This is a genomic window from Actinoplanes sp. NPDC051343, assembly GCF_044455125.1.
In the GTDB taxonomy this organism is placed as follows: Bacteria; Actinomycetota; Actinomycetes; order Mycobacteriales; family Micromonosporaceae; genus Actinoplanes.
Map to the genome: position 1 here is coordinate 189,322 of NZ_JBITEL010000016.1, position 20,623 is coordinate 209,944.

Annotated in this window: 20 protein-coding genes; 17 read left to right on the forward strand and 3 right to left on the reverse strand. The window is 69.7% G+C overall.

Annotated elements, in window-relative coordinates; genetic code table 11:
• The first annotated feature begins 29 nt into the window (after positions 1 to 29).
• Both ACIA5C_RS40680 and ACIA5C_RS40685 read left to right on the forward strand, forming a co-directional pair.
• Entirely contained in the window at positions 30 to 635 is a 606-nt protein-coding gene (locus ACIA5C_RS40680; RefSeq protein WP_396065055.1) for a GNAT family N-acetyltransferase, read from the forward strand.
• A 94-nt stretch (positions 636 to 729) separates the two neighbouring features.
• Entirely contained in the window at positions 730 to 1,221 is a 492-nt protein-coding gene (locus ACIA5C_RS40685; protein WP_396065057.1) for an XRE family transcriptional regulator, read from the forward strand.
• On the opposite strand, the gene ACIA5C_RS40690 is transcribed toward ACIA5C_RS40685, so the two are convergent.
• Complete coding sequence (locus ACIA5C_RS40690; protein WP_396065059.1) at positions 1,172 to 2,275, reverse strand: MAB_1171c family putative transporter; 1,104 nt, start codon at positions 2,273 to 2,275, stop codon at positions 1,172 to 1,174. The two genes, ACIA5C_RS40685 and ACIA5C_RS40690, sit on opposite strands and share 50 nt — an antisense overlap.
• Before the next feature lie 3 nt (positions 2,276 to 2,278).
• The gene (locus tag ACIA5C_RS40695; protein ID WP_396065061.1) at positions 2,279 to 2,746 is read right to left on the reverse strand and encodes a hypothetical protein; all 468 of its coding nucleotides are present in this window, start codon (positions 2,744 to 2,746) and stop codon (positions 2,279 to 2,281) included.
• 180 nt (positions 2,747 to 2,926) lie between these two features.
• Between ACIA5C_RS40695 and ppdK the strand changes: the two genes are divergently transcribed.
• Together ppdK and ACIA5C_RS40705 are read left to right on the forward strand one after the other, a co-directional pair.
• Entirely contained in the window at positions 2,927 to 5,608 is a 2,682-nt protein-coding gene (gene ppdK / locus ACIA5C_RS40700; protein WP_396065063.1) for a pyruvate, phosphate dikinase, read from the forward strand.
• 103 nt (positions 5,609 to 5,711) lie between these two features.
• Positions 5,712 to 6,116 carry a VOC family protein gene (locus ACIA5C_RS40705; protein WP_396065065.1) on the forward strand — a complete coding sequence of 135 codons (405 nt, stop codon included), beginning with the start codon at positions 5,712 to 5,714 and terminating at the stop codon, positions 6,114 to 6,116.
• Between the two features lie 234 nt (positions 6,117 to 6,350).
• Here ACIA5C_RS40705 and ACIA5C_RS40710 read toward each other — a convergent pair whose 3' ends face one another.
• A complete protein-coding gene (locus tag ACIA5C_RS40710; protein WP_396065068.1) occupies positions 6,351 to 7,127 on the reverse strand; it encodes a GntR family transcriptional regulator in 777 nt (258 codons plus the stop codon).
• A gap of 144 nt (positions 7,128 to 7,271) precedes the next feature.
• Here ACIA5C_RS40710 and iolC point away from each other — a divergent pair, with 144 nt between their 5' ends.
• The 13 genes from iolC to ACIA5C_RS40775 form a co-directional block, all read left to right on the forward strand.
• Positions 7,272 to 8,219 (forward strand): 5-dehydro-2-deoxygluconokinase, encoded by a 948-nt coding sequence (gene iolC / locus ACIA5C_RS40715; protein WP_396065071.1) that lies wholly within the window; start codon positions 7,272 to 7,274, stop codon positions 8,217 to 8,219.
• Positions 8,212 to 9,081 carry an aldolase gene (locus ACIA5C_RS40720; RefSeq protein WP_396065074.1) on the forward strand — a complete coding sequence of 290 codons (870 nt, stop codon included), beginning with the start codon at positions 8,212 to 8,214 and terminating at the stop codon, positions 9,079 to 9,081. Before iolC ends, ACIA5C_RS40720 begins: the two co-directional genes overlap by 8 nt.
• The gene (gene iolB, locus ACIA5C_RS40725) at positions 9,078 to 9,983 is read left to right on the forward strand and encodes a 5-deoxy-glucuronate isomerase (protein WP_396065076.1); all 906 of its coding nucleotides are present in this window, start codon (positions 9,078 to 9,080) and stop codon (positions 9,981 to 9,983) included. The genes ACIA5C_RS40720 and iolB overlap by 4 nt, the downstream gene beginning before the upstream one ends.
• Positions 9,980 to 11,836 (forward strand): 3D-(3,5/4)-trihydroxycyclohexane-1,2-dione acylhydrolase (decyclizing), encoded by a 1,857-nt coding sequence (iolD, locus tag ACIA5C_RS40730; protein ID WP_396065079.1) that lies wholly within the window; start codon positions 9,980 to 9,982, stop codon positions 11,834 to 11,836. Before iolB ends, iolD begins: the two co-directional genes overlap by 4 nt.
• A gap of 11 nt (positions 11,837 to 11,847) precedes the next feature.
• Positions 11,848 to 13,344, forward strand: coding sequence for a CoA-acylating methylmalonate-semialdehyde dehydrogenase (locus ACIA5C_RS40735; RefSeq protein WP_396065082.1), 1,497 nt, complete (start codon positions 11,848 to 11,850; stop codon positions 13,342 to 13,344).
• An 8-nt stretch (positions 13,345 to 13,352) separates the two neighbouring features.
• Complete coding sequence (locus ACIA5C_RS40740; RefSeq protein ID WP_396065085.1) at positions 13,353 to 14,279, forward strand: TIM barrel protein; 927 nt, start codon at positions 13,353 to 13,355, stop codon at positions 14,277 to 14,279.
• A complete protein-coding gene (locus ACIA5C_RS40745) occupies positions 14,276 to 15,259 on the forward strand; it encodes a substrate-binding domain-containing protein (RefSeq protein WP_396065088.1) in 984 nt (327 codons plus the stop codon). The genes ACIA5C_RS40740 and ACIA5C_RS40745 overlap by 4 nt, the downstream gene beginning before the upstream one ends.
• Before the next feature lie 25 nt (positions 15,260 to 15,284).
• Positions 15,285 to 16,349: an ABC transporter permease gene (locus tag ACIA5C_RS40750; protein ID WP_396065090.1), complete on the forward strand. Its 1,065-nt coding sequence runs from the start codon at positions 15,285 to 15,287 to the stop codon at positions 16,347 to 16,349.
• Between the two features lie 3 nt (positions 16,350 to 16,352).
• The gene (locus ACIA5C_RS40755) at positions 16,353 to 17,168 is read left to right on the forward strand and encodes an ATP-binding cassette domain-containing protein (RefSeq protein WP_396065093.1); all 816 of its coding nucleotides are present in this window, start codon (positions 16,353 to 16,355) and stop codon (positions 17,166 to 17,168) included.
• A 13-nt stretch (positions 17,169 to 17,181) separates the two neighbouring features.
• Positions 17,182 to 18,201 (forward strand): Gfo/Idh/MocA family protein, encoded by a 1,020-nt coding sequence (locus tag ACIA5C_RS40760; protein WP_396065095.1) that lies wholly within the window; start codon positions 17,182 to 17,184, stop codon positions 18,199 to 18,201.
• A complete protein-coding gene (locus tag ACIA5C_RS40765) occupies positions 18,198 to 19,079 on the forward strand; it encodes a sugar phosphate isomerase/epimerase family protein (protein WP_396065098.1) in 882 nt (293 codons plus the stop codon). Before ACIA5C_RS40760 ends, ACIA5C_RS40765 begins: the two co-directional genes overlap by 4 nt.
• Positions 19,080 to 19,283: 204 nt before the next feature.
• On the forward strand, positions 19,284 to 20,279 hold the full coding sequence (locus tag ACIA5C_RS40770; protein WP_396065101.1) for an alpha/beta hydrolase family protein: 996 nt from the start codon (positions 19,284 to 19,286) through the stop codon (positions 20,277 to 20,279).
• A 163-nt stretch (positions 20,280 to 20,442) separates the two neighbouring features.
• Positions 20,443 to 20,623 (forward strand): hypothetical protein (locus ACIA5C_RS40775; protein ID WP_396065104.1); only part of this gene is annotated, 181 nt, incomplete at its 3' end.

The window sequence follows — 20,623 nt, forward strand, 5'->3', positions numbered from 1 at the left end:
TCGTCCGGAACCGGTCCTAGGCTGCCCGGATGATCGAGGTTTCGGTGGTCCCGGCGAACCAGGCGAGTTGGGACGACCTGCGGGCGGTGTTCGGCCGCGGTGGGGCGGCCACGTGCGGCTGCCAGCGGGTGAAGCTGGGCGACCGGGAGTGGTTCGCCATGCCGGTCGACGAGCGGACGCATCGGCTGCGCGACGAGACCGACTGCGGCCATCCCGAGGCCGACGGCACCAGCGGCATGGTCGCCTACCGGGGCGGCGAGCCGGTCGGGTGGGTCGCCGTCGAGCCGCGCCGCAACTATCGGCGGCTGCGGGGGTCGTCGGTGCCGTGGGCCGGGCGGAGTGAGGATCCGGACGATCCCGGCGTGTGGGCGATCGTCTGCTTCGCGGTCCGGGCCGGGCATCGCCGGCAGGGGCTGACCTACCCGCTGGTCCGGGCCGCCGCCGAGTTTGCCGTGGCGAGAGGGGCGACGGCCGTCGAGGGTTACCCGATGGTGCCCCGGCCGGGCCAGAACGTGTCGTGGGGTGAGATGAACGTCGGTTCCTCCAACGCGTTCCTCGCAGCCGGGTTCACGCAGGTCAGCCGCCCTACGGTGCGCCGAGTGGTCATGCGGCGGGAGGCGAACGGCCGGAACTGACCGTCCAAGGGATTGAGCCGGCGGAGGTCGTGGCCTACTCTCACCGAGGTCTCATCAACCACAGTTTACGGACGCCCTACATCGGGGGATGTGCATGACCGCGCGGGCGGGCGCGGGCCTGCTCATGGGTGGCCGGGTCGATGAGATGGTCGGAGCGGCGGCGAGTGGGAGGAGGGGCGTGGTGGGCGCCTTCTCCATCGCCGAAAATCTCGACCGGTTGTTCCGCGGGGCCCACCCCGAGGGCCAGGCCGAACCGAGCTACATGGCGGTCGCCGAGGCGATCCGCAGCACGCAGGGTGTGCCGATCTCCCATACCTACATCTGGCAGTTGCGCACCGGCCGGCGGGACAACCCGACGGTGACCCATCTGACCGCGCTCGCCACCTACTTCGGCGTGCCCGTCTCCTACTTCCTCGACGACGAGCAGACCCGCCGGGTCGACGCTCAGCTCGAGCTGCTCAAGACCATTCGCGACGCCGGGGTCACCCAGATCGCGTTGCGCGCGGCCGACGTGTCGCCCCGCGGGCGCGAGACGATCAGCGAGCTGATCCGGAAGGTCTGGGAGTCGGAACGCCGGCCGCAGTGAGGTCGCGGAAGGCGGCGCTCACCCGGGTCAGCCAGGCGACCTCGTCGGCCATGTCCGGCCCGACCGGCGCCCACGCCTCGGGCCGGTCGTTCGGCTCGGCCGAGGCCGCGCGACGCGCGAGGGCCATCGCGATGCCGCGAGCCTCGGTCACGGCCGGGTCCGCGTCGCCGGGCACGTCCGGGGGCCGGTAGTCGCGCAGGGCCAGCATCCCGTCCCGGATCTCGATCACCCGGCGGTAGAGCCGCAGGTTGACGTCGTCCACCCCGGCGAGCTCGATCACCGCCCGCCGCGGGCTGAACAGGATCACCTCCGGGAAGGCGTCTTTCATCGCCCGCCACAGCGGGCGGAGCTTCAGCAGGCTTCGGTACGCGGCGACGACCGCGCGTGCCCGGCGGGTGGCCGGGACGAGACTGCCCGCCACGGCGAGGAGGATCGCGGCCGCCTGGATCACGTGCGCGACCGGCTCGATGCGTTCGAAGGCGATGGGCACACCGAGTCCGTGCACGACGATCAGGAACGTCTTCGTCACGGCGTACAGGGAAATGATCGCCGCCCCGGCGGCAATGGCACGCAGCCCGAGCCGCGGGAGCCCGGCCGGCGCAGCCCGGCCGACCGTCCGGAAGAGGCGAGCCGTCAAGATCAGTACCGCGCCCAGGTAGCCCTCGAGGACGACCCAGTACGCGACCGCGACCGCCGGCAGCGGCCCGGCCAGCACCTCGCCCCGGTTGTCGATGTCGCTGCCGGCAACGGCGGCGAGCACACCGAGAGTGACCAGCACTCCGGCGGTGACCACGGCCTGCCACCGCCGCAGCCCGCTGCCGGTGACCATCGCGATGAACCGCAGCAGGCAGAACGCGACGGCCACGCCGAGCAGGTTGGGGAGGATCGGCGCGTGCAACCGCTCGGCGACCGGCCGGAACGAGGCCGTCTTGGCCAGTGCGAGCCCGAGGACGGCGGTCCAGAGCGCGCGCTGCCGGCGGTCACGCCAGAGGGTCGGGAGCCGGACGGCGGTCGTGACCCACAGGAGGATCACGACGACCAGTGAGAAGGCCACGCGTCACTCGGTGAAGCCGAAGACGTGCGCGACCCGGCCGATCGTGGTGCGCGGCGGGCGGGCCGACCGGCCGCGGATCAGCGAGGCCATCATCTCGGCCTCCCGTTCCTGGACGCTGGTGTAGGCCACCCGCCCCAGCGCGCGGGCCACGGTGTCCGGCGCGAGGTCGGGGAAGAGCGCACCGAGGGAGGCGTCGAGCGCGTGTCCACTGAGGATGTGGGCCAGCTCGTGCAGCACGATGTGCTCGGCGTGCAGCGGGGAGGTGCCGGGGTCGTAGAAGACGTGATCGGCCTCGGGGGTTCCGATCCAGAGGCCGCACGGGGCGTGCGAGCCGAGCCCGGGGACGGGCCGGCGCAGCAGCCGGCGGCCGCGGCGGTTCTCCACCTCGCGGCAGAAAGCGTCGAGATCGAACGGCTGCGGAATGCGGACACCGTGCAGACGTCGCTCGCATCTCCGCCGCAGACCCTCCATTGCGGCCAGGCTACCGGGTGCGCGGAACTGCGCGAAGAGAGCGCTTCCCGAGCAGCGGGTGCATGTAGCCGGTGAAAAACCCCACGAGACAGTTAACTATTTGCCGACCGCCTGCTTAGCCTTACGAATCCCGGGGCAGAACTCCCATCAGCCACGGAATCAAAACCGGAGGTGCCCGGCATGGTCAAGTTCGTCTACGACTTCTCCGAGGGCAACAAAGACCTGAAGGACCTGCTCGGCGGCAAGGGCGCCAACCTCGCCGAGATGACGAATCTCGGCCTGCCGGTGCCCGCCGGCTTCACGATCACCACGGACGCGTGCCGGACCTTCCTGCGGACCGGGCACGGGCCCGACGGTCTCGACACGGAGATCGCCGCCCACCTGGCCGATCTGGAAGCGGCGATGGGCCGCAAGCTCGGCGACCCGAACGACCCCCTCCTCGTCTCGGTCCGCTCCGGCGCACCGTTCTCGATGCCCGGCATGATGGAGACCGTCCTCAACGTCGGGCTCAACGACGAGTCGGTCGCCGGGCTGTCCCGGCAGGCCGGCGGCAACGACCGCTTCGCCTGGGACTCCTACCGCCGGCTCATCCAGATGTTCGGCAAGACCGTCTGCGACGTGCCCGGCGACGAGTTCGAGCAGGCGCTGCAGCACGCCAAGTCGTCGCGGGGGGTTCACGACGACGTCGAACTGGACGCCGCCGCCCTGCAGGAGCTCGTCGGCGCGTACAAGAAGGTGTTCGCCGAGCACACCGGACACGACTTCCCGCAGGACCCGCGCGACCAGATGGACCAGGCCGTCGAAGCCGTCTTCCGCTCGTGGAACGCCGACCGCGCCGTGCTCTACCGCCGCCAGGAGCGCATCCCGGCCGACCTCGGCACCGCGGTCAACATCGTGGCGATGGTCTTCGGCAACCTCGGGCCGGACAGCGGCACCGGCGTCGCGTTCACCCGTGACCCGGCCACCGGCGAGAGCGGCATCTACGGCGACTACCTGGCCAACGCCCAGGGCGAGGACGTCGTGGCCGGCATCCGCAACACTCTGTCGCTGCACGAACTCGAGGGACTGGACAAGAAGTCGTACGACGAACTGCTGAAGATCATGGCCACGCTGGAGGGTCACTACCGCGACCTGTGCGACATCGAGTTCACCATCGAGCGCGGCAAACTCTGGATGCTGCAGACCCGGGTCGGCAAGCGCACCGCGGCGGCCGCCTTCACGATCGCGGCCCAGCTGGTCGACGAGGGCATGATCGATCTCGACGAGGCACTGACCCGGGTGACCGGGGCCCAGCTCGGTCAGCTGATGTTCCCTCGGTTCGACCTCGCGGAGAACCCGGCCGCGATCACCCGCGGCGTCGGCGCCTCGCCGGGTGCGGCCTTCGGCGAGGTCGTCTTCACGGCGGCCCACGCGGTCGAGAAGGCCGGCCAGGGCCACAAGGTCATCCTCGTCCGGCGGGAGACCAATCCCGACGACCTGCCCGGCATGATCGCGGCCCAGGGCATCCTCACCTCGCGCGGCGGCAAGACCTCGCACGCGGCAGTCGTCGCCCGCGGCATGGGCAAGACCTGCGTCTGCGGCGCCGACCAGGTCGAAGTGGGACGCGACGAGTTCACGGTCGCCGGCCACGTCGTCCACGAGGGCGACGTCATCTCGATCGACGGCACGACCGGCCGGGTCTACCTCGGCGAGGTGCCGGTGCGGCCGTCCGAGGTGGTGCAGTACTTCGAGGGCGACCTCGACCCGGCCCAGGCCAACGACCCGCTGGTCGCCGCCGTGCACCGCATCATGACGCACGCCGATTCCCGGTCGCGCCTGCGCGTCCGGACGAACGCCGACACCGGCCTCGACGCGGCCCGGGCCCGTCGCTTCGGCGCGCAAGGCATCGGGCTGTGCCGCACCGAGCACATGTTCCTGGGGGATCGGCGTTCGCTGGTCGAGCGGCTCATCCTGGCCCACAATCCGACCGAGCGCCGGGACGCCCTGGACGCTCTGCTTCCGTTGCAGCGTGCGGACTTCCTGGACATTTTCCGGGAGATGAACGGCCTGCCGGTCACCGTGCGACTGATCGACCCGCCGCTGCACGAGTTCCTGCCCTCGCTCGAGGAACTCGCGGTGCAGGTCGCGGTCGCCCAGGAACGCGGCGAGGAGGTCGAACGCGAGCAGCGGATGCTCAACGCCGTGCGGCGAATGCACGAGCAGAACCCGATGCTCGGCCTCCGCGGCGTACGCCTCGGCCTGGTGATCCCCGGCCTCTTCGCGATGCAGGTGCGGGCCATCACCGAAGCGGCGGTCGCGCTGGCCGCCGAGGGCGGCCGGCCACGGCCGGAGATCATGGTCCCCCTGGTCGGTGCGGTCCAGGAGCTGGAGACCGTACGCGCGGAGGCCGAGAAGATCATCGCCGACGTGGTCGGGGACTCCGGAGTCGAGGTTCTGATCGGCACCATGATCGAGGTGCCGCGGGCGGCGCTGACGGCCGGCCAGATCGCCGAGGCGGCCGAGTTCTTCTCGTTCGGCACCAACGACCTGACCCAGATGGGGTGGGGCTTCTCCCGCGACGACGTCGAGGGCGCGTTCTTCTGGCGCTACCTCGAACTCGGCATCTTCGGAATCTCCCCGTTCGAGTCGATCGACCGCGACGGCGTCGGCCGCCTCGTGCGGATCGCGTCCGAGGAGGGGCGGCAGGCCCGGCCCGGCCTGAAGCTCGGCGTCTGCGGCGAGCACGGCGGCGACCCCGACTCGGTGCACTTCTTCCACGAGGTCGGCCTCGACTACGTGTCCTGCTCGCCGTTCCGGGTGCCGATCGCCCGGCTGGAGGCCGGCCGGGCCGCGATCGAATCGGCCGGCTCCGACCATCGTTGAGTAGGCGATGTTCACCCGACAGAGGCGCCGGCCTGCTGCTTTTTGTCGGAGGGTGGGGCTAGCGTGCCTGAGTGGCAAACGTCACTCGGCCAAAGGAGTCTCGATGACTGTCAACGTCAACCCCTACCTGACCTTCAACGGCAACTGCCGCGAGGCGATGGAGTTCTACCGGTCCGTCCTCGGCGGCGACCTGACCGTCAACACGTTCGGCGAGTTCGGCGGCGATCCGGCCATCGCCGACAAGGTCATGCACGCGATGCTGCTGGGCGGCAAGGGCACCCTGATGGCCTCCGACACCGCACCGGGCATGCCGTTCGACCCGGGCAACACGATGACCATCAGCGTGAGCGGCGCGGCCGGCGACGGCCTGGAGGAGGTCTGGTCCAAGGTCTCGGACGGCGGCCAGGTCTTCGTACCCTTCGAGAAGCAGATGTGGGGCGACACGTTCGGCCAGTGCGTCGACAAGTACGGCGTTCCCTGGATGGTCAACGTCGCCCAGGACGACTGATACCACCTACCGGCCGGCGCGAGCCGCCCGCGCCGGCGCAGCGGCCGGCAGCGAGCGGCCGCGCCGGTCGATGTGGGCGCCCAGCATCCGACATCCCGGGCTCGCGGGGCCTTCGGATAGTCGATGCCCGCATCCGGCGGGCTGGTGGTGACGGCGGTCCCTGGCACAGCGCGGTCACCTCCGAGCGGTCACCGGAGGTCTCACGTTCCTCCGGCGGCTCGGCTGAGCCCGGCCTCAGCCGGCCGAGAGGTTGATTTCGAAGCTGTAGCGGCTGGCGCGGTAGACGTGGCTGCCGTACTCCAGGGCGCGCCCGGTCGCGTCCCAGGCCGTGCGGACCATCGTGAGCAGTGAGGAGCCGCGCTTCTCGGACAGGGTGCGGGCCTCGATGGCGGTCGCCGAGCGGGCGCCGATCACCTGGGTGGCGATGCGCGGCACGTGGCCCGCGCGGCGGAGCAACTCGTAGAGGCCGCGGTCGGCCAGGTCTTCGCGGGTCACGTCGAGGACGTCGGTCGGGATCGCGTTGTGCATCAGGGCCAGCGGCTCGTCGCCGGCGTACCGGAGGCGTTCGATCCAGGTGACCTCGGTGCCTTCGGTGATCTCGAGCGCGGTGGCGATCGCGTCGGTGGCCGGGATGACGCGGAGGTCGAGGACCTCGGTGCGGGGCGCGCGGTCGCCGGCGACCAGGTCGTCGTAGAGGCTGGAGAGCTCGACCGGGCGGCGGACCTTGGGGTGCACGACCTGGGTGCCGACGCCCCGCTTGCGCACCAGCATGCCGCGCTCGACCAGGTACTGGATGGCGCGCCGGGTCGTCGGGCGTGAGACGCCGAGGCGCTCGGCGAGGTCGACCTCGTTCTCGATCCGGCTGCCGACGCCGATCTCGCCCTTCTCGATCAGCTCCTGCAGACGGGTCGCCACCTGGTAGTACAGCGGGACCGGGCTGGTGCGGTCGACCTCGACCGGGCGGACCGGGCTGCGCGGCACCGAAAGTGGCCGGGACACCTCTGACGACACGACGACCTCCCTTCGTTATTCAGTTTGTCATGACAAAGTATTGACGGGGAAGCCCTCACGTTATTACATCGACATCAGCAAACCTAGGGCGAACTCTTCTTTTCATCGCGCCGTAACCGGCCAGCCAAAAAGCAAGGACTCCTCATGCCCCTGGACGAGGTACTGACGATGGGACGCCTGGGTGTCGATCTGTATCCACAACAGATCGGCGCTTCCCTGCGTGAGGTGCGCACCTTCGCCAAGTTCCTGGGTGGCAGCGCCGCCAACGTGGCCGTCGCGTCCGCGCGCTACGGCCGGCGGACGGCGCTCCTCAGCCGCACCGGGGCCGACCCGTTCGGCGAGTTCCTGCACGACGCGCTGCGCGGCTTCGGGGTGGACGACCGGTTCGTCACGCCGGTGAGCACGCTGCCGACACCTGTGACGTTCTGCGAGATCTTCCCGCCGGACGACTTCCCGCTCTACTTCTACCGGTTCCCCAAGGCGCCCGACCTCGAGATCTACGAGAGCGAGCTCGACCTCGAGGCGATCCGGAACGCCGGCATCTTCTGGGTCACCGGCACGGGCCTGTCGCAGGAGCCGTCGCGGACCGCCACCCTGGCCGCACTCAAGGCCCGCGACAAGAGCGGCATCACGGTCTTCGACCTCGACTACCGCCCGATGTTCTGGGAGGCGCGCGCCGAGGCCCGGAGGTGGTACTCGGAGGCGCTTTCCTACGCGACGGTCGCGGTGGGCAACCTCGATGAGATCGACACGGCGGTGGGCGTACGGGAACCGCGGAAGGCCGCCGCGGCCCTGCATGAGGCCGGGGTTGATCTTGCAGTGGTGAAGCAGGGGCCGGCCGGAGTGATGGCGAGCCGGGAGGGCGAGGAGGTCGTCGTGCCGCCGGTGCCGGTCGACGTCGTGAACGGGCTCGGTGCCGGTGACGCGTTCGGCGGCGCGCTGTGTCACGGCCTGCTGTCCGGATGGGATCTGCAAAGCGTCATGCGGTTCTGCAACGCGGCCGGTGCGATCGTCGCCGGACGCCTGTCGTGTGCCGACGCCATGCCGACCGAGGCCGAGGTCCGGGCCGCACTGGAGGCCAACCATGCGTAGTTTCGGTGAGCTGCTGGACGCCCGGGTGCGCCGGCCGGATGCGATCGCGGAGGCGGCCGCATCCCGGCGCCGGCCGGAAACGATCCTGGGCGACCACGGCCGGCTGATGATCATCGCAGCCGATCACCCGGCCCGGGGCGCCCTGCGGGCCGGCGGCGACCCGCTCGCCATGGCCAACCGCGAGGACCTGCTCGACCGGCTGCGCACCGCGCTGGCCCGGCCGGGCGTCAACGGCGTGCTCGGCACCCCGGACATCCTCGAAGACCTGCTGCTGCTCGGCGCGCTCGACGACAAGGTCGTGATCGGGTCGATGAACCGCGGCGGGCTGGCCGGCACGTCGTTCGAGATCGACGACCGGTTCACCGCCTACGACGCGGACGCCATCGCCGCCGCCGGGTTCGAGGGCGGCAAGATGCTGCTACGCATCGATCCGGCCGACAGCGGCACCGTGAGCACGCTCGAGGCCTGCGGCAACGCGGTGACCGCGCTGGCGGGCCGCAAGAAGATGGCCATGGTCGAACCGTTCATCTCGCACCGGGTCGACGGCCGGGTACGCAACGAACTGACCGCCGAGGCGATGATCCGGGCCTGCACGGTCTCGGCCGGGCTCGGCAACACCTCGGCCTACACCTGGCTCAAGGTGCCGGTCGTGCCCGACATGGAGCGGGTGATGGCGGCGACCACCCTGCCCGCGCTGATCCTCGGCGGCGAAGTGTCGGACGACGCCGACGGGGCATATGCGCAGTGGAGCAAGGCCCTCGCCCTGCCGACCGTGCACGGCCTGGTGATCGGGCGATCTCTTCTCTACCCGGCCGCCGGCACGGTGGCCGACGCGGTCGATCGGGCGGTGGGATTGCTATGAGTCGTGTCAACCCCCTGGTGCGCAAGGGCAGCACCGCCGACAAGCCGTTCCAGCTGGTGGTCACCCCGGAACGGGCGGGCTGGCGCTACAGCGGCCTGCGCGTGCTCGAACTCGCGCCCGGCGGCCGGGCGCAGTTCCGGACCGGCGACGACGAGATGCTCGTGCTGCCGCTGTCCGGCGGCTGCGACGTGACCTGCGACGATGAGCGGGTCACGCTGACCGGGCGGCGCTCGGTGTTCTCGCGGGTGACCGATTTCGCGTACGTCCCGCGCAGCTCGTCGGTGACCGTGCGCGCTCCCAACGGCGGCCGTTTCGCGCTGCCCGCCGCCCGGGCCGACCGCAAGCTGCCGTTCCGCTACGGCCCGGCCGAGGAGGTCTCGGTCGAACTGCGCGGGGCCGGGCAGGCGAGCCGCCAGGTCAACAACTTCTGCACGCCGGAAAACTTCGACTGCGACCGGCTGATCGCCTGCGAGGTGCTGACCCCGGGCGGCAACTGGTCGTCCTATCCGCCGCACAAGCACGACGAGGCGGGGGAGGGCGAGTCGCGGCTGGAGGAGATCTACTACTTCGAGGTCGCGCCGAGCCCGGCCGGCGGCGCCGGGAGCGCCTTCCAGCGGGTGTACGGCCACGCCGACCGCCCGATCGACGTCTGCGCCGAGGTGCGCTCCGGCGATGTCGTGCTGATCCCGTACGGCTGGCACGGTCCGTCGATGGCCGCGCCCGGCTACGACCTCTACTACCTCAACGTCATGGCCGGACCCGGCGCCCGCGAGTGGCTGGTGCGCGACGACCCGGCGCACGGCTGGGTCCGCAATTCGTGGACCGGCACCCCGGTCGACCCGCGCCTGCCCCTGACGACCAGCAACGGAAGACTGACCCGCACCGAAAGGATGGGCTCGTGAAGCTCACCGTGGCTCAGGCCGTGGTCCGGTTCCTCGCCAACCAGTGGACCGAGCGGGACGGCGTCGAGCAGCGTACGATCGCCGGGTGCCTGGGCATTTTCGGTCACGGCAACGTCGCCGGAATGGGCCAGGCCTTGCTGCAGGCGCAGCGCACGGGGGAAGCGGACCTGCCCTACCGGCTGGCCCGCAACGAGCAGGCGATGGTGCACACGGCGGTCGGCTACGCGCGGATGAAGAACCGGCTGTCGACCTTCGCGTGCACGGCGTCGATCGGGCCCGGTTCGACAAACATGCTCACCGGCGCCGCATTGGCCACGGTCAATCGGATTCCGGTGCTGCTCCTGCCGTCCGACGTCTTCGCCACCCGCGTCGCCGCGCCGGTGCTGCAGGAGCTGGAGGATCCGCGTACCTACGACGTCTCGGTCAACGACGCGTTCCGCCCGCTGTCGAAGTTCTTCGACCGCATCTGGCGCCCCTCGCAGTTGCCGGCCTCTCTTCTCGCGGCGATGCGGGTGCTGACCGACCCGGCGGAAACCGGCGCGGTGACCCTCTGCCTGCCGCAGGATGTGCAGGCCGAGGCGTACGACTTCCCCGACGCACTGTTCGCGAAGCGGGTCTGGCACGTCGCCCGGCCGCAACCGGAGCCGGTCTTCGTGTCGCGGGCGGCCGAGGTGGTCCGCAACGCTCAACGGCCGCTGATCGTGGCCGGGGGCGGGGCGATCTACTCCGAGGCGAGCAACGAACTCGACCGCTTCGCCCGCGAGACCGGCATCCCGGTCGCCGACACCCAGGCCGGCAAGGGCGCCGTGAGCTGGGACCACCCGAGCTCGGTCGGCGGCGTCGGCTCGACCGGCACCCCGGTCGCCAACCGGCTGGCCCGCGAGGCGGACGTGATCATCGGCGTCGGCACCCGCTACAGCGACTTCACCACGGCGTCGCGCACCGCCTTCCAGCACCCCGACGTCAAGTTCGTCAACATCAACGTCGCCGCGTTCGACGCGGCCAAGCAGGCCGCTTATCCGATCGTCGCCGACGCTCGGGCCGGGCTTTCCGCGCTGCTCACGCAGCTGCCGGGTTTCCGGTACGCCGGTGAGCCGTACCGGGCGGACGTGGCCGCGTGGCAGGAGCGGGTGGACGCCGCGTACCGGATGGGACATGGACCCCTGCCCGCGCAGGCCGAGGTGATCGGGGTGGTCAACGACGCCGCCGGCGAGCGCGACGTCGTGGTGCAGGCGGCCGGCAGCATGCCGGGTGACCTGCAGCTGCTGTGGCGCGCGCGGGATCCCAAGCAGTACCACGTCGAGTACGGCTACTCGTGCATGGGCTTCGAGATCGCCGGCGCGCTCGGCATCAAGCTGGCCGACCCGAGCCGCGAGGTGTTCGCGCTGGTCGGCGACGGGTCGTACCTGATGATGTCGCAGGAGATCGTCACCGCGATCGCCGACGGCGTAAAGCTGATCATCGTGCTGGTCCAGAACCAGGGCTTCGCGTCGATCGGCGCTCTCTCGGAGTCCCTGGGCTCGCAGCGATTCGGGACCAGCTACCGGTTCCGTGGCTCGGATCAGGACTACGACGGTTCCTATCTGCCGGTCGATCTGGCGGCCAACGCGGAAAGCCTGGGCGCGGCCGTGATCCGTTGCCGCACCATCGCCGACCTGACGGAGGGCCTCAAACAGGCCCGTTCGAATGATCACTTGACCGTGGTGCACATCGAGACCGATCCGCTGTCCCCGGTTCCGTCGTCGGAGTCGTGGTGGGACGTGCCGGTCTCGTCGACCTCTTCCCTCGACTCGACCCGATCGGCCTACGCCGACTACGAAGCCGCCAAGCGTTCTCAGCGGCTCTATCTCTAAGGACTCGTTTCATGTCAACGATTGAGCACTGGATCGGCGGCTCGTTTACGTCCGGCTCCGAGAACCGGCGCGGCGCGGTCTTCAACCCGGCGACCGGTGAGCAGCAGCACGAGGTCGTGCTGGCCTCCGCGGAGGACGTCGACGCGGCGGTGACCGCGGCGCAGGCGGCGTTCGTGGAGTGGAGCCAGGCGTCGCTGAGCAAGCGCACCAAGATCCTGTTCAACTTCCGCGAACTGGTCAACTCGCGGGTCTCCGACCTCGCGGAGATCATCTCGGACGAGCACGGCAAGGTGCTCTCGGACGCGGCCGGCGAGGTGCAGCGTGGCCTCGAGGTGATCGAGTTCGCCTGCGGCATCCCGACCCTGCTCCAGGGATCATATTCGGACCAGGCGTCGACCGGCGTCGACGTGTTCAGCTTCCGCGAGCCGGTCGGCGTCTGCGCCGGCATCACGCCGTTCAACTTCCCGGCCATGGTGCCGATGTGGATGTACCCGGTGGCGATCGCCTGCGGCAACACGTTCGTGCTCAAGCCGTCCGAGCGCGACCCCTCGGCGTCCAACTTCATCGCCCGTCTGTGGGCCGAGGCCGGCCTGCCGGACGGCGTCTTCAACGTCGTGCACGGCGACAAGGTCGCGGTCGACGCGATTTTGCAGCATCCGGGCGTCGCCGCGGTCTCGTTCGTCGGGTCGACACCGATCGCCCGCTACATCCACCAGCAGGCGAGCGCGACCGGCAAGCGGGTGCAGGCGCTCGGCGGGGCCAAGAACCACGCGATCGTGCTGCCCGACGCCGACCTCGACTACGCGGCCGGGCACCTGACGGCGGCCGCGTTCGGGTCGGCGGGGGAGCGGTGCATGGCGATCTCGGCCGCGGTGGCGGTCGGCGGGGCCGGCGACGCGCTGATGGACCTGGTCGTCCGCAAGGCCCTCTCCGTTAGCGTCGGTCCCGGTCGTGATCCGGCCAGCGAAATGGGTCCGGTGGTGACCGCGGCCGCGAAGGAGCGGATCGAGTCGCTGATCGGCGCAGGCGAGGCGCAGGGCGCCAAGGTGCTGGTCGACGGGCGCGGACTGACCGTGCCCGGCCACGAGAACGGCTTCTTCGTCGGGCCGACCGTGATCGACCAGGTGACGCCGTCGATGGACGTCTACACCGAGGAGATCTTCGGCCCGGTGCTGTCGACCGTGCGGGTCGACGACGTCGACTCCGCCATCGATCTGATCAACAGCAACCCATACGGGAACGGCACCGCGATCTTCACGAGCAGTGGCGAGGCGGCGCGTCGTTTCCAGCGCGGCGTAAAGGTTGGCATGATCGGGATCAATGTCCCGATTCCGGTGCCGATGGCCTACTACTCCTTCGGCGGGTGGAAGGACTCGCTCTTCGGCGACAAGCACGTGCACGGTCCCGAGGGTGTCTCCTTCTACACCCGCGCCAAGGTCGTGACCTCCCGATGGCCGCACATCTCGCACGCCTCCGAGGCCTCCTTCCACTTCCCGACGGCTTCGTGAAGGTGCCCATGGAGATCCGCAATCTGCAGCTCGGCTCCTGCCCCGACTCGTGGGGGGTCTGGTTCGCCGACGACCCCCGCCAGACGCCCTGGGCCCGGTTCCTCGACGAGTTGGCCGCTTCCGGCTATCACTGGCTGGAGCTCGGCCCGTACGGCTATCTGCCGACCGACCCCTCGCGCCTGACCGATGAGCTCGCCGCCCGCGGGTTGTCGTGTGCCGGAGGCACCGTCGCCGGTCTCGGCGGACCGCACGGTGACCTGCCTTCGCTTGTCGAGGCCACCCGCAAGGTCGCCGTCCTCACCCAGGCGCTCGGCGCGGAAAATCTGATCTTCGTCCCGGTGCCCGGCTACCGCGACGACGTCACGGGGGCCTACCGGGAGCCGGCCGAACTCGACGCCGACGGCTGGCGCCGGCTGACCGAGCACAGCAACGAGCTCGGCCGCATGCTGCTCGAGGAGTACGGCCTGCACTTCCGCTTCCACCCGCACGCGGACTACCAGGTGGAGACCCAGGAGCAGACCGAGCGCTACCTCGACGGCACCGATCCTCGGTTCGTGTCGCTCTGCCTCGACACCGGTCACCTGGCCTACCGCCGGGCCGACGTGCCGGGCCTGATCCGGAAATACCCGGACCGCATCGGCTACGTGCACATCAAACAGATGGACCCGGGGATCGCCGCCCGAGCCGCCGCCGAGGACCTGCCGTTCGGGCAGGCCGTCGCGATGGGCGCCAGCGTCGAACCGCCGGCCGGACTACCCGACGTGCCGTCGGTGCTCGAGGCTCTGGCGGGCCTCGACGCCGAACTGTTCGTCGTGGTCGAGCAGGACATGTACCCGGTCGAGTTCGACCGGCCGCTGCCGATCGCCCAGCGGACGCGCAGCTATCTCAACTCCGCCGGTTTGATATCCCGTCCCACCCCTGGAGAGATTCAATGAGGAAATCCTTCCGAATGCTGGCCGCCGTTTCCGTGGTGGTCCTCGGCGCCGCCGCCTGCAGCAGTGGCGGCAAGGAGAAGACCACCGACAGCTCGGGCGGCGGCGGCAACGCCGCGGGCAGCTCCGGTTACACGATCGCGTTCATCACCCACGAGACCCCGGGCGACACGTTCTGGGACAAGGTCAAGGCGGGTGCGCAGCAGGCGTCGAAGGACGAGGGCGTCACCCTCAAATACTCCAACGACCCCGACGCGACCAAGCAGGCGCAGCTGATCCAGAGTGCGGTCGACTCCAAGGTCAGCGGCATCGCGACCACGCTGGTCACCCCGGACGCGCTGGCCGGCGCGGTCAAGGCGGCGACCGCGGCGAAGATCCCGGTGGTCGGCTTCAACTCCGGCATCGACCAGTACCAGCAGATGGGCGCGCTGATGTACTTCGGCTCGGACGAGTCGCTGGCCGGCCAGCAGGCCGGGACGCGGATCACCCAGGCCGGCGGCAAGCACCCGCTCTGCATCATCCAGCAGGCCGGTTCGGTGGCCCTCGAAGCCCGCTGCGCCGGCGTCAAGGCCACCAACCCGGGCACCGTGAACCTCCAGGTGAACGGCGCCGACGACTCGGCCGTCACGAACACGTTGCAGGCCAAGCTGGCGCAGGACAAGTCGATCGACTGGATCGTCACCCTGGGTGCCCCGCAGGCGATCGACGCGATCAAGGCCGTCTCGGCGGCCAACAGCCAGGCCAAGATCGCGACGTTCGACCTCAACCAGGAAGCCGCGCAGGACATCTCGGACGGCAAGATCCAGTTCTCGATCGACCAGCAGCCGTACGTCCAGGGCTACATGGCCGTCACCTCGCTCTACCTCTACCTGAAGAACGGCAACGACATCGGCGGCGGCAAGCCCGTGCTCACCGGCCCGTCGTTCGTCGACAAGGACAACATCGCCAAGATCCTCCCGTTCACCAAGAACAACACCCGCTGACGCCCGTCCGAATCGGAGTGCTGTCATGAGCCAAACCGTCGAGGCGGCGCCGGCAGCGGCGCCGTCCGACCCGGCCGGACGAGTCCGGCCGGGCCTGAGCAACCGTCTGCTCGCGCGCCCGGAGATCGGCGCCCTGGTGGCGGCGATCGTCATCTTCATCTTCTTCCTCGCCGTCGCCCCGGCCTTCCGGTCGTGGGACTCGTTCTTCACGGTCCTCTACCAGTCGTCGACGATCGGGATCGTCGCGGTCGGCGTGGGACTGCTGATGATCGGTGGCGAGTTCGACCTCTCGGCCGGCGTCATCGTCTCCACGGCGGGCCTGGTCAACGCCCTGTTCTGCTGGGACCTGGGCGTCAACCTGTGGATCGGTGCTCTCCTCTCGCTGGTGTTCTGCCTGCTGATCGGCTTCCTCAACGGTTTCCTGGTGATGAAGACCGGGATTCCGAGCTTCCTGATCACGCTCGGCACGTTCTTCGTGCTCCAGGGCGCCAACCTGGGCGTCACCAAGCTGGTCACCAACGCCGTCTCGTCGCCCGACATCAGCAAGATCGACGGCTACGACTCGCTCGGCAAGATCTTCGCCTCCAACTTCAAGATCGGGTCGGTGACGGTCTGGGGCTCGGTGATCTGGTGGCTGATCTTCGTGGCGATCGCCGCGTGGATTCTCCAGCGCACCCGGACCGGCAACTGGATCTTTGCGGTGGGCGGCGCCCCGGACAGCGCCCGCGCGGTCGGCGTACCGGTCGTCCGTACGAAAATCGGTCTGTTCATGACCGTGTCGTTCCTGGGCTGGTTCGTCGGCATGCACACGCTCTACCGGTTCAACACGCTCCAGGCCGGCAACGGCGTCGGCAACGAGTTCCTCTACATCATCGCGGCGGTCGTCGGCGGCACACTGCTGACCGGTGGCTTCGGCAACGCGATCGGTGTCGCGATCGGCGCGTTCATCTTCGGCATGACAAGCCTCGGCATCGTCTACGCCGGGTGGGACCCGAACTGGTTCAAGGCCTTCCTCGGCGTCATGCTCCTGCTCGCCGTGCTGGTCAACCTCTACATCAAGCGGATATCCACCGTCCGGAAGGTGGGGTGACCCATGACCGACACCCTGGCCGCGCACGCCGACAACCAGCTGCACCGCGGCGAGCCGCTCATCGAGATGGACAACGTCGGTAAGGCGTACGGCGCGATCCGCGCCCTGCGCGACATCAACCTGCGGGTCAACGCCGGCGAGGTCACCTGCGTGCTGGGTGACAACGGCGCCGGCAAATCCACTCTCATCAAGATCATGTCGGGCCTGCACCCGCACAACGAGGGCGTTCTCAAGGTCGACGGCAAGCCGATCACGTTCTCGTCGCCGCGCGAGGCGCTCGGGCACGGCATCGCCACGGTCTATCAGGACCTCGCGGTGGTGCCGCTGATGGAGGTCTGGCGCAACTTCTTCCTCGGATCGGAGGTCTCGGCCGGGAAGTTCCCGCTGGCCGGTCTCAAGATCCGGCAGATGCGCGAGATCGCCGACAGCGAGCTGCGCAAGATGGGCATCGTCGTCAAGGACATCAACCAGCCGATCGGCACGCTCTCCGGCGGCCAGCGGCAGTGTGTGGCGATCGCCCGGGCGGTCTACTTCGGAGCCCGGGTGCTCATCCTCGACGAACCGACGGCGGCGCTCGGCGTCAAGCAGTCGGGCGTGGTGCTCAAGTACGTCGCCGCGGCCCGCGACGCCGGCCTCGGCGTCGTCTTCATCACCCACAACCCGCACCACGCCCACCTGGTCGGCGACCACTTCGTGATCCTGAAACTCGGCCAGGCCGTGCTCGACAAGACCAGCAAGCAGGTCACGCTCGACGAGCTGACCGCGCAGATGGCCGGCGGCGACGAGCTTGCCGAGCTGTCCCACGAACTCGGCCGTTAGGAGCTCTGTGTCCATGCTCAAGGTTGGAGTCATCGGGACCGGGATGATCGGCAAGGACCACATTCGGCGGATGACGTCTGTTCTTTCCGGCGTCCAGGTCGTGGCAGTGACCGACGTGGACGCGGCGGCGGCTTCTCTTGCCGCGCCGGCCAGTGCCGCCGTCTTCCCCGACGGCGCGTCGCTGATCGCCGCGCCTTCCGTCGACGCTGTGGTCGTCTCCTCGTGGGGGCCGACTCACGAGGAATACGTGCTGGCTTCCATCGCGGCCGGAAAGCCCGTCTTCTGCGAGAAGCCGCTCGCTACCACTGCTGCCGCGTGCCTTCGGATCGTGGAGGCCGAGGTCGCCGCCGGTCGCCGCCTCGTGCAGGTCGGATATATGCGGCGATATGACGTTGCGTACCGTGCGCTGAAGGCGGTGATCGACAGCGGTGAGATCGGCGCGCCGCTGATGATGCACTGTGCCCACCGCAACGCCTCGGTGCCCTCCTTCTACGAGAAGGAGATGGCGATCACGGACACCGCGGTCCACGAGATCGACATGGTGCGCTGGATGTTCGACTCCGAGATCACCGCGGCATCGGTTCTCATTCCGCGCAAGAGCGGCAACGGCGGCGAACTGCAGGACCCGCTCTTCCTGCTCCTCGAGATGGCGAACGGCGTGCTCGTCGACGTCGAGATCTCGGTCAATGTCCGCTATGGATACGACATTCGAGGCGAGATCCTGGGCGAGAACGGCACGGCCGCACTGGGGTCGCTCTCGCCGGTTTCCGTACGGGTGGCCGGTCGCGTTTCCGATCCGGTACCCGCGGATTGGCGCGACAGGTTCATCGCCGCCTATGACGTCGAGTTCCAGGAGTGGATCGACTCGGTCCTCTCCACGGGCTCGCCGTCGGGCCCATCGGCGTGGGACGGGTACGCGGCGGCTGTGGTGTCCGACGCCGCTGTCTCCGCGCTGCGGGGTGGTGCACGAGAGCCGGTTTCCCTGGTTACCAAGCCCGCGTTCTACTCGTCTTCTCCGGCGGTCGCGGTATGAAAATCGCGCTGGATCCCTACATGCTGCGCACGGTGCCGCTGCTTTCCCTTCCCGGCCTGGTCGCCGATCTCGGCTATCAGTACATCGAGATGTCCCCCCGGGACGACTTCATGCCGTTCTTCCTGCACCCGCGGATCGACTCGTCGGGGGTGGCGGCGTTCCGTTCGGCGCTGTCCTCGGCGGGCGTCCAGGTCTCGTCCGTACTTCCGCTCTACCGCTGGTCGGGGCCGGATGAGGACGCCCGGCAAGCCGCGGTGCGCTATTGGAAGCGGGCCATCCAGATCACCGTCGATCTGGGTGTGGACGTGATGAACTCCGAGTTCAACGGCCGCCCGTCCCAGCCGGACGTCAGCGAGGCCCAATTCTGGCGGTCCCTCGAGGAATTGCTGCCGATCTTCGAGCGCGAGGGGGTGCGGCTCGTACTCGAACCGCACCCCGACGACTTCATCGAGGACGGCATCGCCGGGGTCGACCTGGTCCGCGGCATCAACTCGCCCAACGTGTCCTTCCTGTACTGCGCACCGCACACGTTCCACCAGGGCGGCGACCTGGCCGCGGTGATGCGGCACGCCGGGCCGCTGCTGACCCACGTCCACCTCGCCGACTCGTTCGACCACCGCGGTTCGTCCGGCCTGCGGTACATCGTGAACCCGCCCGGCTCGACCGCCCGCATCCACCAGCACCTCGACATCGGTCAGGGCGAGGTCGACTGGGACCTGTTCTTCCGCACGCTCAACGAGGTCGGCTTCGACGGCATCGCGACCGTCTGCGTGTTCGCCTGGGAGGAGCGGGCGTCCGAAAGCTCGCGCGTCAACCTGGCCCGAGTCAACGAATACCTCGACAAGTACTTCGCCGACCGGCCTACGCCCCAGGGCTGACGCCACGGCCCGCAGACCATCCCGTGGGCGGATGCCCCACCCCCCGTAGCCCGGCACGATCGGACCATCCACTCTCGACCGGGAGGTCCGATGACCACACGTGGCGAAAACGGCGGCATGACGCGCCGTCGCTTGATGGGTAGTGCTCTGGCCGTGGGAGCCGGCCTGCCGTTCGCTTCCTCTTCTGCGCCTCCTTCGGGCCCTTTGCAGCTTCGCCTGCCCGGCCCCACCGGTCCCCACCCGATCGGCATCGTCGAGGTGCCGGTCGTCGACCGGTCACGGCAGCGCGAGCTGATGACAAGCATCTGGTACCCGGCGGGCGACGTCCGATCGCATCCACGCGCGGCGTGGATGCCGCCCGCGGTGATGCGGGCCTACGTGAGCGGGGCCGGCTTCCCGGCCGACGCGGCGCTCGCGCCACTGACGGCCGGGCACCTGGGCGCGCCGATCCTCAAGGGTGCACGTCTGCCGGTGGTTCTCTTCTCCCACGGCGCCCACGACCACCGCTCCGACGCGACGATCGTCGTGCAGGAACTGGCAAGTCACGGCTACATCGTGGTCACGGTCGACCACACCTACGACGCGTACACCCAGTTCCCCGGCGGCCAGGTCCTCGAGCCGGTCGACAACCCGCCGATGTACCCGCCGGACTTCGCCGCCGACATCCGAACCGTCCTCGACCACGTTCTCGAAGGCCCTTTCCGCCGGGCGCTCGACCCCCACCGCGTAGGCGCCTTCGGCTGGTCGAAGGGCGCGACCGCCATCGCCCTGGCCGCCATCGCCGACCGCCGCATCAAGGCCGGCCTGAGCTTCGACGGCCCAATGGTCTGCGACCCACCCATCACCACCGACCTCGACCGCCCGTTCATGCTGATGACCGCCGACCACCCCCGCTCCACCGACCCGGCCGTAGCCGACTTCTGGAGCCACCTGCACGGCTGGCGCCTCAACATCCAGGCGGCCGGCGCCATCCACCCCTCCTACTGCGACCTGCAGGTGCTGTTCCCCCAGCTGGCCGCCGCCCTAGGCATGAGCGACGAGGAGCTCGAAACCTGGATCGGCACCCTCCCACCAGCCCGCGCGCTGCGCATCCAGCAGGCCTACCCGCTGGCCTTCTTCGACCAGCACCTCCGAGGCCGGCACTCGCCCCTGCTCGACGGCCCGAGCCGCGCTTTCCCGGAGGTAGCCTTCATCCCCTAACGGCCCCGCGCCGCCCCGTCCCCGGCCCCGCCGCGCAGCCGGCCTCAGCGAAGACCACTTCGAGGACGGCCCGGGCGGCGTCAGCGTTGACGGCGCGTCGGCGTCTCGACAGGCGGTCAGCCGGAACGCATTGCGGACCAAATGAGTGTTCCAGGCTGGACGGTTGCTTGCGGCCAGACGGTCCTCGACGGCGCGCGCCCGCCCGCCTCTCGCCGCGGCCCGCCCCCCTATCGCCGCGGTCCGCCGCTTCGCCGCGGTCCGCCGCTTCGCCGCGGTCCGCCGCTTCGCCGCGGTCCGCCGCTTCGCCGCGGTCCGCCGCTTCGCCGCGGTCCGCCGCTTCGCCG